This is a genomic window from Streptomyces syringium, assembly GCF_017876625.1.
GTDB lineage: Bacteria > Actinomycetota > Actinomycetes > Streptomycetales > Streptomycetaceae > Streptomyces > Streptomyces syringius.
The window spans coordinates 3,520,658-3,534,440 of the sequence record NZ_JAGIOH010000001.1; the positions used below are offsets into that span (position 1 = coordinate 3,520,658).

The window sequence follows — 13,783 nt, forward strand, 5'->3', positions numbered from 1 at the left end:
TCGAGGACACCGCTACGCAGCGGAGGTGCACACGCCTAGAGCGCAGCCACCGCCCTGGCCAGCCGCGGGGAGGCGTATTCGGTGCCGCAGACGAACCGCATGACCGGGCCGTAGCTGGCGGCGGCAGGGAGCCCGGTGAAGAACAGGCCGGGCACGGACGAGTGGTAGCCGGGGCCCAGGCGCGGGCCGCCCGCGCCGACCGCGAGCTTGGCGCGCAGGCCGTGGCCCAGGAAGTCCAGGGCGGCGAGGTCCACCCGGTAGCCCGTCGCGGCCAGGACATGATCGGCGGCCAGCTCACCGGCCGCGCCGCCGTCGCCGACGAGGGTCAGCACCGGACGTCCCGACTCCACCCGGGCCCGCGCGATCCGCTTGCCCTCGGTGACCTGCACCCGGCCGACGAAGCGCTCGCGCAGCCACCAGGCGCCGAGCGGCCCCAGCACCCGCCCCACCAGGAACCGGCGGGCCGGGGCCGGAAGATGGCGGAAAGCGTCCGCGTAGTAGGAGAAGGCGTACAGCGACCAGGCCCGCCCGAAGGGGGACGAGGGACGCAGCGGAGGCTGTCCGTCCGGTGCGGCTCCGAAGCGCACCGCGCCCCGGGTGCGGGCGAGGACGCGCACCGAGGCGGCCCCGGCGTCGGCGAGCAGCACCGCGCTCTCCAGCGCCGACTGCCCGGCGCCCACGACGACGACGTCCTGGCCGCTGAAGCGGTCGAAGTCACGGTGCTGCGAGCTGTGCGAGACGGGGCCGCTCGGGGAGGGGCCGTCGGGGACGGCGGTGGCCAGCTGGGGCGGCAGGTGGGCGAAGCCGCTCAGCCCGGTGGCGACGACGACGGCACGGGCGGTGAACTGCTCCCCGGAGTCGAGCTTCAGCTCGAAGCCCGGCCGGGCGCCGCGCCGGTCGACCGAGACCACCCGCACCTGCTCCAGCCCCGGCACCAGCCGCTCCTGGAACCACAGCCCGTAGCGGGCGAAGGTCTCGACCGGGATGGGGTCCCAGTCCGATTCGTAGCGCCGCTCCCCCGTCGCGCGGCAGAAGTCGAGGAGGGTGTGCCCGGGCTGGGGGGCGTCGATGTTGGAGGCGTCGGGGGTGGATTTCAGCAGCATCCCGGCGGGCATGTGCGCACGCCAGCTCACCATCGGCGAGCCCAGGACGCGCACGGGTATGCCGCGTGCCCGCAGATGGGCGGCGGTCGAGAGACCGTACGGACCGGCCCCGATGACTGCTACCGGAAGTGTCACGAGTCCCCTCCCAGGGCGTTACTCGACGACGGCAGCGGCACGGCGACGGGATCGCCACAGCTGCCACAGGTGCCGCGCGCCCGGTCGTATGAACCGGGCGAGCATGGTGAAGAACGGCTTCATGTCGTCCGCCGCGGCCCAGGCCAGCTCGGTGCCGCTGGCCCGGACGGGTGCGTGGGGGGTGGTGTAACCGCTGCGGCGGTAGGCGGCGAGCGCGGGCAGGTCGATGTTCTCCACGACGAAGCGGCGGCCCGCGCGCTGCTCCCCCTCGGGGACCTCACGGCCGGTGAGGTCCAGATGCTGGGCGCGGACGACGTCGATGCCCGCCACGCTCTCGAAGAGACGGAACTGCGCACCCATGCGGGGGTTGAAATCCAGGAGTTTGTAACGGCCGTCGCGGCGGTCGTAGCGCCAGTCCAGGTCGATGATGCCGCTGAAGCCGATCTGCTTGATGAACTGCGCTGCCATCGCGGCGAGTTCGGGATTGTCGACGACGTAGGCGTTGGCCGTCATGCCCGCGTGCGGGGGCCAGGAACGCACCTTGACCCCGGTGAACATCGCCAGCGGCGCGCTCTCCGCGTCGAAGTACGCGTGGACGATCCAGTCCTCGGCGTCCTCGCGCGGCAGATACTCCTGGAGGATCACCCCCGGCATCCGCCCCCAGCCGCGTGCCAGATCCAGCAGCTCACGGGGGCCGCCTATCCGCGTCGTGCCGTGCACGGCGGGCTGCCGGCGGCGTTCGAACGCCTCCCGGTTCTTGGCCACCAGGGGGAAGCGGGCGGTCGTCGCATACTTCTCGATCTCCTCGTAGGAGGCGGGGAAGAGGGACGCCGGGGCGGGCACCCCGTGCTCCACGCACAGCTCGTACAGCCCCTGCTTGCTGGCGAGCCGGCGGGGTAATCCCCGCTCCACCGGTGGGAAGAGGAACGGCCCGGACAGTGCCTCGGCGTGCTCGGCGATGAGCACCGCCGCCTCCTCGTCGGTCGGCACCAGGACCGTGGGGCGCCCGATGGACCGCCCGATCGTCAGCAGCCCGTCGACCAGCTCCTCGGACCGCTCGGTGCCGGTGGTGGGCCAGACGAAGGCACGGTCCAGATAGCGGGAGAGCGCGGCGGGGGTCCAGCGGTCCTCGGTGATGGCGTACATCGGGATCCCGAGCCGGCCGAGACTGCGGATCGCGCCGACGCCGCCGTGGTGCAGGGGATAGCCGCCGATCTTCACCATCAGCCCGGGCACCGACCGGTCCGCCGCGATGGGCGTGCTTCTGCTCGCCACCAGCACCCCCCTCGGCCACTCACCCGCAGCGGCCCCCCACTGTGTGTGACTCGACACAGGACGCTACTTCGGAACTACCGCTTCCAGCAAGGCAATCCGGGACATTGCCAGCTCTTTGGCGGGTGTACGGACGGCGCGCGACCAGCGCTTGCGCAACCGTTCGAGCCGCCTGCGGCGGCGGGCGCCCTGCGGGCGCGTCCTCGATCGCCGGACGGGCTGTTTCGGCTGAGGTCAGCCACATCCGGCCCGTCCGGCGATCGAGGACACCGCCGCGCAGCGGAGGTGCACAGCCGAAAGCCGCCGGGCAGGCTCCACGCGGCGGCCAGCACGTAATGTGGTGCCCAGTTCCCACCGGCCCTCCAGGAGCGTCCCGGAGAAAGCGAGGCAGCGTCCCATGCCCGAGCACCGCCCCCGCGAACTGTCCGAAGGCGACCCCTTCGGCGCGGCCACCCTCCCCTACGGCGTGTTCACGACGCCCGACGCCCCGGACCACCCCCGGATCGGTGTCCGTTACGGCGACTTCGTGCTCGACGCGGCGGCCGCCGCGGCCGCCCACGGCTCCGCGCACGCCGCGCTGCTGGACCAGCCGACGCTCAACCCCCTGCTCGCCGCCGGACGCCCCGTGTGGCAGGCCGTGCGCGCCGAGGTCCGCTCCTGGCTCACCGGGGAGCACTTCCACCCGCTCGCCGAGGTGACGCTGCGGCTGCCGTTCGAGGTCGCCGACTACGTCGACTTCTACGCGAGCGAGCACCACGCCACCAACGTCGGCAAGATCTTCCGGCCCGACGGCGAGCCGCTCACGCCCAACTGGAAGCACCTGCCCATCGGCTACCACGGCCGCGCCGGGACGATCGTGGTCTCCGGCACCGACGTCGTGCGCCCCCAGGGCCAGCGCAAGACCCCCGCCGACGCCACGCCCGTCTTCGGGCCGTCCGTGCGGCTCGACATCGAGGCCGAGGTGGGCTTCGTCGTCGGCACCCCGGCACCGGAGAACACCCCGGTCGGCCTCGACGGCTTCCGCAAGCACGTCTTCGGCGTCTGCCTCGTCAACGACTGGTCGGCGCGCGACATCCAGGCCTGGGAGTACGTGCCGCTCGGCCCGTTCCTCGGCAAGTCCTTCGCGACCTCCGTCTCCGCGTGGATCACCCCGCTCGACGCCTTCGACGAGGCCCGCACCGCGCCGCCGGAGCGCACCCACCCGCTGCTGCCCTACCTCGACGACACCGACAGCGAGCCGGGCGGCATCGACCTGCGCATCGAGGTGCGCATCAACGGCGAGACCGTCGCCCGGCCGCCGTTCGCCGCCATGTACTGGACGGCGGCCCAGCAGCTGGCCCATATGACGGTCAACGGCGCCTCGTTGCGCACGGGCGACTTCTACGCCTCCGGCACGGTCAGCGGCCCCGAGCCCGACCAGCGCGGCTGCCTCCTCGAGCTCACCGAGGGCAAGGGCCCGTACCTGGCGGACGGCGACGAGGTCACCCTGACGGCCTGGGCGCCGGGTCCGGGCGGCGCCCGGATCGGGCTCGGCGAGGTCACCGGCCGTATCGTCCCCGCGCACGGCACCACCGCGCCATGAACCACGGCACGCCGGACCTCACGCTGCCGGAAGAGCTGCTGCTGCTCGCCCTCCACCCCGAAAAGGGCAACAGGCTGTGCAGCGCCCGGTATCTGGGGTACGGCATGGCCGGGGCCGTACTGGCCGAACTCCAGCTGGGCGGGCACATCAGGGAGGACCGGGTGCGCCCGGTCGTGCTCCCGGGCGCACCGCCGGCCGACCGGCGGCTGGCCGGGGCTCTGCGGAGCCTCGGTGAGCCCGGCGCCAAGGCGCCGAAGACATACCGCTGGGTGCGGACCGCCGCCCGGCACGTGGAGGAGCCCTGGCTCACGGGGCTGGTGGAGCGGCGGGCCGTGCGCGCGGAGCGGCGGCGGGCGCTCGGCCTCTTCCCGTACACGCGGTATCCCGTCGGGCCGGTCGATCTGACCAGCGAGACCCGGCGGCGGTTCGAGGCGGCGCGGACGGCGGGCTGGCCCGACCCGCGCTCCCGGGCGCTGGCCGCCCTGGTGTTCGCCATAGGCGTCGGCGGTGTCCTCTACCCCGGCTGGGGCGCGCGGCACCAACGCTCGGCCATGCGGGACGCCCTGGACCATTCCTGGACGGCCAAGGCGGTGCGCCGCAACGTCCAGGCCGACAAGTCCAGCGGTTCCGGTGGCTTCGGCGGTGACGGTGGCGGCGACGGCGGAGGGGGCGGAGGCGGGGGCGACTGAACGCCCCGGCCCGCCGGAACGGGGCTGCTAACTTGGCATGTCCTGTTCGACGTCTGAGGAGTAGTACGTGCGCAAGGCAGCGCAGTTCACGGGGGCGGCGCTCATCGCCGCTGTGCTGATGACCGGTTGTGGCAGCGGAAGCGACGACGGCAAGAAGAAGGACAAGGAGACCGGGGCCACGGCCCCGGCGTCCGACAAGCCGGGCGCGGGCGGGGAGTCCGCCAAGCCCGGCGCCGGGGACCCCGCCAGGATGGACGGCATGTGGAACCGCCAGAAGGGCACCGAGATCGTCCGGGTGACCATCATGAGCACCACGGCCATCTCCGCCTCCGCCGGTGCGGTGTGCAACGGCCCGGCGACGAAGTCCGGCACCACGGCGAAGCTCGACCTCAAGTGCAACGCGAGCGACAACACCCGCGCCAAGGGCACCGCCACCCTGTCGGCCGACGGCAAGAAGCTCACGGTCAGCTGGGACAACGGCCCGACCGAGGACTTCACCAAGGACCCCATCAAGGTCGAGATGCCGAAGATCGAGATGCCGAAGATCGACACCCCGACCATCCCGGCGGGCTGACGGCTCCGGTACCCGGACGCGCCGCTGCCCGGCACCCCGTGGGGTGCCGGGCAGCGGCGTGACGTCCGTACCGCGTCCGTGGCGGCTAGCGCACGAACGTGCCCGCCTGGCCCGCGAGATCCAGGAAGTACTGCGGGGCCACCCCGAGGACGACGGTGACGGCGACGCCGACGGCGATGGCCGTGGAGGTGAGCACGCTGGGCACGGCCACCGTCGGGCCGTCGGCCTTCGGCTCGCTGAAGAACATCAGCACGATCACCCGGACGTAGAAGAACGCGGCGATGGCCGAGGACAGCACACCCACGATGACGAGCGTCCCGGCGCCGCCCTGCGCCGCCGCCTTGAAGACGGCGAACTTTCCGGCGAAGCCGCTCGTGAGCGGAATGCCCGCGAAGGCCAGCAGGAAGACCGCGAAGACGGCTGCGACCAGGGGCGAACGCCGCCCGAGACCGGCCCACTTCGACAGGTGCGTGGCCTCGCCGCCCGCGTCGCGCACCAGCGTCACGACCGAGAAGGCGCCGAGCGTCACGAAGGAGTACGCGGCGAGGTAGAACAGCACGGAGGAGACGCCGTCCGGGCTGGCCGCGATGACACCGGCGAGGATGAACCCCGCGTGGGCGATGGAGGAGTAGGCCAGCAGCCGCTTCACATCCGTCTGCGTCACGGCCACGATCGCGCCGAGCAGCATCGTGACGATCGCGACGCCCCACATGACCGGCCGCCAGTCCCAGCGCATCCCCGGCAGCACCACGTACAGCAGCCGCAGCAGGGCGCCGAAGCCGGCGACCTTCGTCGCGGCCGCCATGAAGCCGGTGACGGGCGTCGGGGCGCCTTGGTAGACGTCGGGGGTCCACATGTGGAACGGCACCGCGCCGACCTTGAACAGCAGGCCCATCAGCACCAGCGCCCCGCCGATCAGCAGCAGCGCGTCATTGCCCATGGTGGAGGCCAGGGCGGGGTCGACCGTGCGCGTGGTGCCGCTCACCACCTCGGCGATGCCGGAGTACGTGACGGTGCCCGCGTAGCCGTAGAGGAGGGCCACGCCGAAGAGCAGGAAGGCGGAGGAGAAGGCACCGAGCAGGAAGTACTTGACGGCCGACTCCTGCGAGAGCAGCCGCTGGCGGCGGGCCAGCGCGCACAGCACGTACAGCGGGAGGGAGAAGACCTCCAGCGCGACGAAGAGCGTCAACAGGTCGTTCGCCGCGGGGAAGACCAGCATCCCGCCGATCGCGAAGAGCGCGAGCGGGAAGACCTCGGTGGTGGTGAACCCGGCCTTCACCGCGGCCTGTTCGGCCTCTCCGCCCGGGACGGCGGAGCCCTGCGCGGCGAAGGAGTCGACCCGGTTGCCGTGCGCGGCGGGGTCGAGCCGGCGCTCGGCGAAGGTGAAGACGGCGATCAGTGAGACGAGGAGAATGGTGCCCTGGAGGAACAGCGCCGGACCGTCGACGGCGACGGCCCCCATGGCGGCGATCTGCGCCTTCTCGCCCGCGTGACCGCCCGCCGCCAGGGCGACGACGGCGGCGAAGGCGGCGGCGAGGCCGACGACGGACAGCAGGAGCTGTGCGTGGTACCGGGCGCGGCGCGGCAGGAACGCCTCGACGAGAATGCCCAGGACGGCGACGCCGAGCACGATCAGCGTCGGCGCCAGCTGGGCGTACTCGATGTGCGGCGCGGGGATCTCCCTCGGGGGGTCGGCCGCCAGTGTCCACAGGCTGTGGACGGGTGCTGCGTGGCTCACTTCGCGGCCTCCACATCGGTCACGGGCAGATCGGGCTTGGGGTCGACCTTGTCCACCTGGGTCATCGTGTGCTCGACGGCCGGGTCGACGATCTCGGTCACCGGTTTCGGATAGACGCCGAGGAAGATCAGCAGGGCGATCAGCGGAGCGACGACGACCAGCTCACGCACCCGCAGGTCCGGCATGCCCCGGACGGAGTCCTTCACCGGGCCGGTCATGGTGCGCTGGTACAGCACGAGGACGTACAGCGCGGCGAGCACGATGCCGAACGTCGCGATGGCCCCGATGACCGGATACCGGCTGAACGTGCCGGCCAGGACCAGGAATTCGGAGACGAAGGGCGCGAGCCCCGGCAGCGACAGGGTGGCCAGTCCGCCGACGAGGAACGTCCCCGCGAGGACGGGGGCGACCTTCTGGACGCCGCCGTAGTCGGCGATGAGCCGGGAGCCGCGCCGCGAGATCAGGAAGCCCGCGACGAGCATCAGCGCGGCCGTGGAGATGCCGTGGTTGACCATGTAGAGCGTCGCGCCGCCCTGGCCCTGGGTGGTCATCGCGAAGATGCCGAGGATGATGAAGCCGAAGTGCGAGATCGAGGCGTAGGCGACCAGCCGCTTGATGTCCCGCTGGCCGACCGCGAGGAGCGCGCCGTAGAGGATGCTCACGAGCGCGAGCACCAGGATCACGGGCGTCGCCCACTTGGAGGCCTCCGGGAAGAGCTGGAGGCAGAAGCGCAGCATCGCGAAGGTGCCGACCTTGTCGACCACGGCGGTGATCAGCACGGCGACGGGGGCGGTGGCCTCGCCCATGGCATTGGGCAGCCAGGTGTGCAGCGGCCACAGCGGCGCCTTCACCGCGAAGGCGAAGAAGAAGCCGAGGAACAGCGCCCGTTCGGTGCTGGTGGCGATGTCCAGCTTGCCGTCGGCCCGGGCCTGGACGATCTCCTGGAGGGAGAAGGTGCCGGTGCCGAGCTGGTCGGCGGTGACCACGTACAGCCCGATGACGGCGGCCAGCATGATCAGCCCGCCGGCCAGGTTGTAGAGCAGGAACTTCACGGCCGCGTACGACCGCTGGGCCGCCGTCTCCTCCGCGCCGCGCCCGCCGGCCCGGTCGCCGAAGCCGCCGATGAGGAAGTACATCGGGATCAGCATGGCTTCGAAGAAGATGTAGAAGAGGAAGACGTCGGTGGCCTCGAAGGAGATCACCACCATCGCCTCGACCATGAGGATCAGAGCGAAGAAGCCCTGGGTGGGCCGCCAGCGCGACGACGTCGTCTCAAGGGGATCGGCGTCGTGCCAGCCGGCCAGGATCACGAAGGGGATCAGCAGGGCGGTCAGGGCGATCAGCACGACCGCGATGCCGTCCACGCCCAGCTCGTAGCGGACCCCGAAGTCCTTGATCCAGGCGTGGGATTCGGTGAGCTGGAACGGTCCCTCGGCGCCCGGGTCGAACCGCACGAGCTGGACGGCGGCGAGCGCCAGGGTGGCGAGCGAGAAGACCAGTGCGAGCCACTTGGCGGCCGAGCGCCGCGCGGCCGGGACGGCGGCGGTGAGGACCGCGCCGAGCGCGGGAACCACGGCCGTGGCCGTCAGCAGGGGAAATGACATGGATCAGACCGCCCTCATCAGCAGGGTGGCGACGATGAGCACCGCCGCACCGCCGAACATCGAGACCGCGTAACTGCGCGCGTAACCGTTCTGCAGCTTGCGCATCCGGCCCGAGAGCCCGCCGACGGAGGCGGCGGTGCCGTTGACGACGCCGTCGACCAGGCTGTGGTCGACGTAGACCAGGCTGCGGGTGAGGTGCTCGCCGCCGCGGACCAGCACCACGTGGTTGAAGTCGTCCTGGAGCAGATCGCGGCGGGCGGCCCGGGTCAGCAGGCTGCCGCGCGGCGCGGTGACCGGAACGGGACCGCGCCCGTACTGGAACCAGGCGAGCGTGACGCCGACGACGAGCACCACCACGGTCGCGGCCGTCACCGTCAGGGCACTGACCGGCGAATTCCCGTGCGCGTGACCGGTGACGGGCTCCAGCCACTTCAGGAAGGCGTCGTTGAGGCTGAACAGCCCGCCGGCGAAGACCGATCCGAAGGCCAGCACGACCATGGGGATCGTCATCGTCCGCGGCGACTCGTGCGGGTGGGGCAGCTCCCCGGCCCCTTCCGTCCCCGCGGCCGGCTCAGCACCGGGCTCCTGCGCGGACGGGGCCGGCTGCCAGCGCTTGTCACCGAAGAAGGTCATGATCATGACCCGGGTCATGTAGTACGCCGTGATGGCCGCGCCGAGCAGTGCCACCCCGCCGAGGATCCAGCCCTCCGTGCCGCCCTTGGCGAAGGCGGCCTCGATGATCTTGTCCTTGGAGAAGAAGCCGGACAGACCGGGGAAGCCGATGATGGCGAGATAGCCGAGGCCGAAGGTGACGAACGTGACCGGCATGTACTTCCGCAGGCCGCCGTAACGCCGCATGTCGACCTCGCCGTTCATGCCGTGCATGACCGATCCCGCCCCGAGGAAGAGGCCGGCCTTGAAGAAGCCGTGGGTCACCAGGTGCATGATGGCGAAGACATAGCCGATCGGGCCGAGCCCGGCTGCGAGGATCATGTACCCGATCTGGGACATGGTCGAGCCGGCCAGGGCCTTCTTGATGTCGTCCTTCGCGCAACCGACGATCGCACCGAAGAGCAGCGTGACCGCGCCGACCGTGACGACCGCCAACTGGGCGTCCGGAGCGCCGTTGAAGATCGCCCCGGAGCGGGTGATCAGATACACCCCGGCGGTCACCATCGTCGCCGCGTGGATGAGGGCCGAGACCGGGGTCGGGCCCTCCATCGCGTCACCGAGCCAGGACTGCAGCGGCACCTGGGCGGACTTTCCGCAGGCGGCGAGGAGCAGCATCAGCGCGACGGCCGTCAGCTTGCCCTGCCCCGCGTCGCCCGCGCTCTCCAGGACCGGCCCGAAGGCGAAGGTGCCGAAGGTGGTGAACATCAGCATGATCGCGATCGAGAGGCCGACGTCACCGACACGGTTGACGATGAACGCCTTCTTCGCGGCGGTGGCCGCGCTGGGCTTGTGCTGCCAGAAGCCGATCAGCAGGAACGAGGCGAGGCCGACGCCCTCCCAGCCCACGTACAGCAGCAGGTAGTTGTCGGCGACGACGAGCAACAGCATCGCGGCGAGGAACAGGTTCAGATAGCCGAAGAAGCGCCGCCGCTTCTCGTCGTGCTCCATATAGCCGACCGAGTAGAGGTGGATCAGCGTGCCCACGCCCGTGATCAGCAGGACGAAGGTCATCGACAGCTGGTCGAGCTGGAAGCCGACGTCCGCCCGGAAGCCGCCGACCGGCACCCAGCTGAACACCGTGGTGTGCAGGGCGCGCCGCTCGCCGTCACGGCCCAGCATGTCGGCGAAGAGCACCACGCCGATGGCGAACGACACGGCCGCGAGCAGGGTGCCGATCCAATGGCCGCTCTTGTCCAGCCGCCGCCCGCCGCACAGCAGCAGGGCCGCGCCCAGCAGCGGTGCCGCGACGAGCAATCCGATGAGGTTCTCCACAGCGTCCCCTTACAGCTTCAGCAGGCTGGCGTCGTCGACCGAGGCCGAGTGGCGGGAGCGGAAGATCGTCATGATGATCGCCAGGCCGACGACGACTTCGGCGGCGGCCACGACCATCGTGAAGAAGGCGATGATCTGGCCGTCGAGATTGCCGTGCATCCGGGAGAAGGCGACGAACGCCAGATTGCAGGCGTTCAGCATCAGCTCGACGCACATGAAGACGACGATCGCGTTCCGCCGGATCAGCACGCCGGCCGCTCCGATGGTGAACAACAGCGCCGCCAGATAGAGGTAGTTGACCGGGCTCACTTCGCGGCCCCCTTCGTGTCCTCGCTGTGGCCGCGCTCCACCCAGTCCCCGGAGCGCTGCTCCAGGGCCGCCAGCTCGGCGAGCGCCTGGCCGGATACGTCACGGATCTGGCCCCGGGCGCGGAGCGTCGGGCTGACGGTGAGCTCGGAGGGCGTGCCGTCGGGCAGCAGGCCGGGGATGTCCACGGCGTTGTGCCGGGCGTAGACGCCGGGTGCGGGCAGCGGCGGCAGCTGCTTGCCTTCCCGGACGCGCGCCTCGGACAGCTCGCGCTGGGTCGCGGCACGCTCGGCGCGCTCGCGGTGGGTGAGCACCATCGCGCCGACGGCGGCGGTGATCAGCAGGGCGCCGGTGAGCTCGAAGGCGAAGACGTACTTGGTGAAGATGAGGGCGGCGAGGCCCTGGACGTTGCCACCGGAGTTGGCCTGGCCGAGTCCGTTGAACTGGCGGAGCGAGGCATTGCCGAGGCCGGCGATGAGCAGGATGCCGAAGCCCAGCCCGCAGCAGGCGGCGAGCCAGCGCTGTCCCCTGATGGTCTCCTTGAGGGAGTCGGCGGCGGTGACGCCGACCAGCATGACGACGAAGAGGAACAGCATCATGATCGCGCCGGTGTAGACGACGATCTGGACGATGCCGAGGAAGTACGCGCCGTTGGCGAGGTAGAAGACCGCCAGGATGATCATGGTGGCGGCCAGCGACAGGGCGCTGTGCACGGCCTTCTTCATCAACACGGTGGCGAGCGCGCCGAGCACGGCGACGGTGCCCAGCACCCAGAACTGGACCGCCTCACCCGTGGAGGTGGCGGACGCGGCGGCGAAGGCGATCGTACCGGCACTCATTTCCCGGCCACCTTCCGTGAGGCGGGCTCCTCGGGGCCGAAGTCGGAGGCACCCTCCTGCGGCGCGGCCCCCTTGGAGACGGCGGTCTGCTGGACCGTTCCGGGTGCGGCGCCGGTCACCAGACCGCGGTAGTAGTCCTGCTCGGTCATCCCGGGGAAGATCGCGTGCGGGGTGTCGACCATCCGGTCGTCGAGCCCCGCCAGCAGCTCCTCCTTGGTGTAGATGAGGGAGGCGCGAGTGGTGTTGGCCAGCTCGTAGTCGTTGGTCATCGTCAGTGCCCGGGTGGGGCACGCCTCGACGCACAGGCCGCAGAGGATGCAGCGCAGGTAATTGATCTGGTAGACGCGGCCGTAGCGCTCACCCGGGGAGTAGCGCTCCTCGTCGGTGTTGTCCGCACCCTCCACATAGATCGCGTCCGCCGGGCAGGCCCACGCGCACAGCTCGCAGCCGACGCACTTCTCCAGGCCGTCGGGGTGGCGGTTGAGCTGGTGACGGCCGTGGAAGCGGGGGGCGGTGAGCTTTTTCTCCTCCGGGTACTGCTCGGTGAGCCGCTTCTTGAACATGGCCTTGAAGGTCACGCCGAAGCCGGCCACGGGGTTCTGGAAGGGGGTCCGGGGGGTGTCCCCCCGGGAGGGCTCAGCAGGCACCACCGGCCTCCTTTCCGTCACGGGAGTCGTCACTGAGAGTATCGACGCCACCACTGACAATCAGCTCGCGGTCCTGGCGCGACCGCCGGCGGGGCACCGGCGGCAGGGTCTGCCCGGGCAGCGGCGGCACGGGGAAGCCGCCCGCCATCGGGTCGAAGCCGGGCCCCGGCTCGGCGGGCACGCCGTCGGCGCCGTCCCGCTGCCCGCCGCGGTCGCGGAAGATGTCGAACACGAAGGAGACCAGCAGGATCGCGACGACCGCGCCGCCGACGTAGAGCACGATCTCCTGGAAGTCGTACCGCTCGTTGCGCAGCGCCCGCACCGTGGCGACGAGCATCAGCCAGACCATCGAGACGGGGATGAGGACCTTCCACCCCAGCTTCATGAACTGGTCGTAGCGCAGCCGCGGCAGCGTGCCGCGCAGCCAGATGAAGAAGAACAGCAGCAGCTGGAGCTTGATGACGAACCAGAGCATCGGCCACCAGCCGTGGTTCGCGCCCTCCCAGAACGCCGAGACCGGGTACGGGGCCCGCCAGCCGCCCAGGAAGAGCGTCACCGCGACCGCCGAGACCGTGACCATGTTGACGTACTCGGCCAGCATGAACATCGCGAACTTGATCGACGAGTACTCGGTGTTGAAGCCGCCGACCAGGTCGCCCTCGGACTCGGGCAGGTCGAACGGCGCCCGGTTGGTCTCGCCGACCATCGACACGATGTAGATCAGGAAGGACACCGGCAGCAGCAGCACATACCAGCGGTCCTCCTGCGCGTCGACGATCGTCGACGTCGACATGGAACCGGAGTAGAGGAAGACGGCGGCGAAGGAGACGCCCATCGCGATCTCGTAGGAGATCATCTGCGCGCAGGAGCGCAGCCCGCCGAGCAGCGGATAGGTCGAGCCGGAGGACCAGCCCGCGAGGACGATGCCGTAGATGCCGATGGAGGCGGTGGCCAGGATGTAGAGCACCGCGATCGGCAGATCGGTGAGCTGCATCGTCGTGCGCTGGCCGAAGATGGAGACCTCGTTGCCGGCCGGGCCGAAGGGGATCACCGCGATCGCCATGAAGGCCGGGACGGCGGCGACGACCGGGGCGAGGAGATAGACCGCCTTGTCGGCGCGCTTGACGATCACGTCCTCTTTGAGCATCAGCTTGATGCCGTCCGCGAGGGACTGCAGCATGCCCCAGGGGCCGTGCCGGTTGGGGCCGATGCGCAACTGCATCCAGGCGACGATCTTGCGCTCGAAGACGATCGAGAGCAGCACGGTCACCATGACGAACGCGAAGCAGAAGACCGCCTTGAGGGCGATCAGCCACCAGGGGTCCCGGCCGAACATCGACAGGTCCTCGG

General features: G+C 70.8%; 12 protein-coding genes. 3 read left to right on the plus strand and 9 right to left on the minus strand.

Translation table 11 applies throughout. The features are described 5' to 3' along the window. Nucleotides 1–35: 35 nt before the first annotated feature. On the minus strand, nt 36–1,238 hold the full coding sequence (locus tag JO379_RS15520; protein ID WP_209515399.1) for an NAD(P)-binding domain-containing protein: 1,203 nt from the start codon (nt 1,236–1,238) through the stop codon (nt 36–38). Nucleotides 1,239–1,256: 18 nt separating this feature from the next. After that, complete coding sequence (locus JO379_RS15525; RefSeq protein WP_130879199.1) at nt 1,257–2,462, minus strand: carboxylate--amine ligase; 1,206 nt, start codon at nt 2,460–2,462, stop codon at nt 1,257–1,259. Nucleotides 2,463–2,907: 445 nt separating this feature from the next. On the opposite strand from JO379_RS15525, the gene fahA reads away from it, so the two are divergent. The 3 genes from fahA (at nt 2,908) to JO379_RS15540 (ending at nt 5,355) form a co-directional block, all read left to right on the plus strand. After that, nucleotides 2,908–4,092 carry a fumarylacetoacetase gene (fahA, locus tag JO379_RS15530; protein ID WP_209515401.1) on the plus strand — a complete coding sequence of 395 codons (1,185 nt, stop codon included), beginning with the start codon at nt 2,908–2,910 and terminating at the stop codon, nt 4,090–4,092. Beyond that, a complete protein-coding gene (locus JO379_RS15535) occupies nt 4,089–4,781 on the plus strand; it encodes a GOLPH3/VPS74 family protein (protein WP_209515403.1) in 693 nt (230 codons plus the stop codon). Before fahA ends, JO379_RS15535 begins: the two co-directional genes overlap by 4 nt. 67 nt (nt 4,782–4,848) lie before the next feature. Beyond that, nucleotides 4,849–5,355 carry a hypothetical protein gene (locus JO379_RS15540; RefSeq protein ID WP_130878914.1) on the plus strand — a complete coding sequence of 169 codons (507 nt, stop codon included), beginning with the start codon at nt 4,849–4,851 and terminating at the stop codon, nt 5,353–5,355. A gap of 85 nt (nt 5,356–5,440) precedes the next feature. Here JO379_RS15540 and nuoN read toward each other — a convergent pair whose 3' ends face one another. The 7 genes from nuoN to nuoH are packed head-to-tail and all read right to left on the minus strand — an operon-like array spanning nt 5,441 to nt 13,769. Next, complete coding sequence (gene nuoN, locus JO379_RS15545) at nt 5,441–7,093, minus strand: NADH-quinone oxidoreductase subunit NuoN (RefSeq protein ID WP_209515405.1); 1,653 nt, start codon at nt 7,091–7,093, stop codon at nt 5,441–5,443. Continuing rightward, the gene (locus JO379_RS15550) at nt 7,090–8,697 is read right to left on the minus strand and encodes an NADH-quinone oxidoreductase subunit M (protein WP_130878912.1); all 1,608 of its coding nucleotides are present in this window, start codon (nt 8,695–8,697) and stop codon (nt 7,090–7,092) included. Before JO379_RS15550 ends, nuoN begins: the two co-directional genes overlap by 4 nt. Before the next feature lie 3 nt (nt 8,698–8,700). Further along, entirely contained in the window at nt 8,701–10,641 is a 1,941-nt protein-coding gene (gene nuoL, locus JO379_RS15555; protein ID WP_130878911.1) for an NADH-quinone oxidoreductase subunit L, read from the minus strand. Nucleotides 10,642–10,650: 9 nt separating this feature from the next. Further along, nucleotides 10,651–10,950 (minus strand): NADH-quinone oxidoreductase subunit NuoK, encoded by a 300-nt coding sequence (nuoK, locus tag JO379_RS15560; protein WP_130878910.1) that lies wholly within the window; start codon nt 10,948–10,950, stop codon nt 10,651–10,653. After that, a complete protein-coding gene (locus tag JO379_RS15565) occupies nt 10,947–11,786 on the minus strand; it encodes an NADH-quinone oxidoreductase subunit J (protein WP_130878909.1) in 840 nt (279 codons plus the stop codon). The genes nuoK and JO379_RS15565 overlap by 4 nt, the downstream gene beginning before the upstream one ends. Beyond that, complete coding sequence (nuoI, locus tag JO379_RS15570) at nt 11,783–12,433, minus strand: NADH-quinone oxidoreductase subunit NuoI (RefSeq protein WP_209515408.1); 651 nt, start codon at nt 12,431–12,433, stop codon at nt 11,783–11,785. The genes JO379_RS15565 and nuoI overlap by 4 nt, the downstream gene beginning before the upstream one ends. After that, the gene (gene nuoH, locus JO379_RS15575; RefSeq protein WP_130879198.1) at nt 12,423–13,769 is read right to left on the minus strand and encodes an NADH-quinone oxidoreductase subunit NuoH; all 1,347 of its coding nucleotides are present in this window, start codon (nt 13,767–13,769) and stop codon (nt 12,423–12,425) included. The genes nuoI and nuoH overlap by 11 nt, the downstream gene beginning before the upstream one ends. Nucleotides 13,770–13,783: the final 14 nt, after the last annotated feature.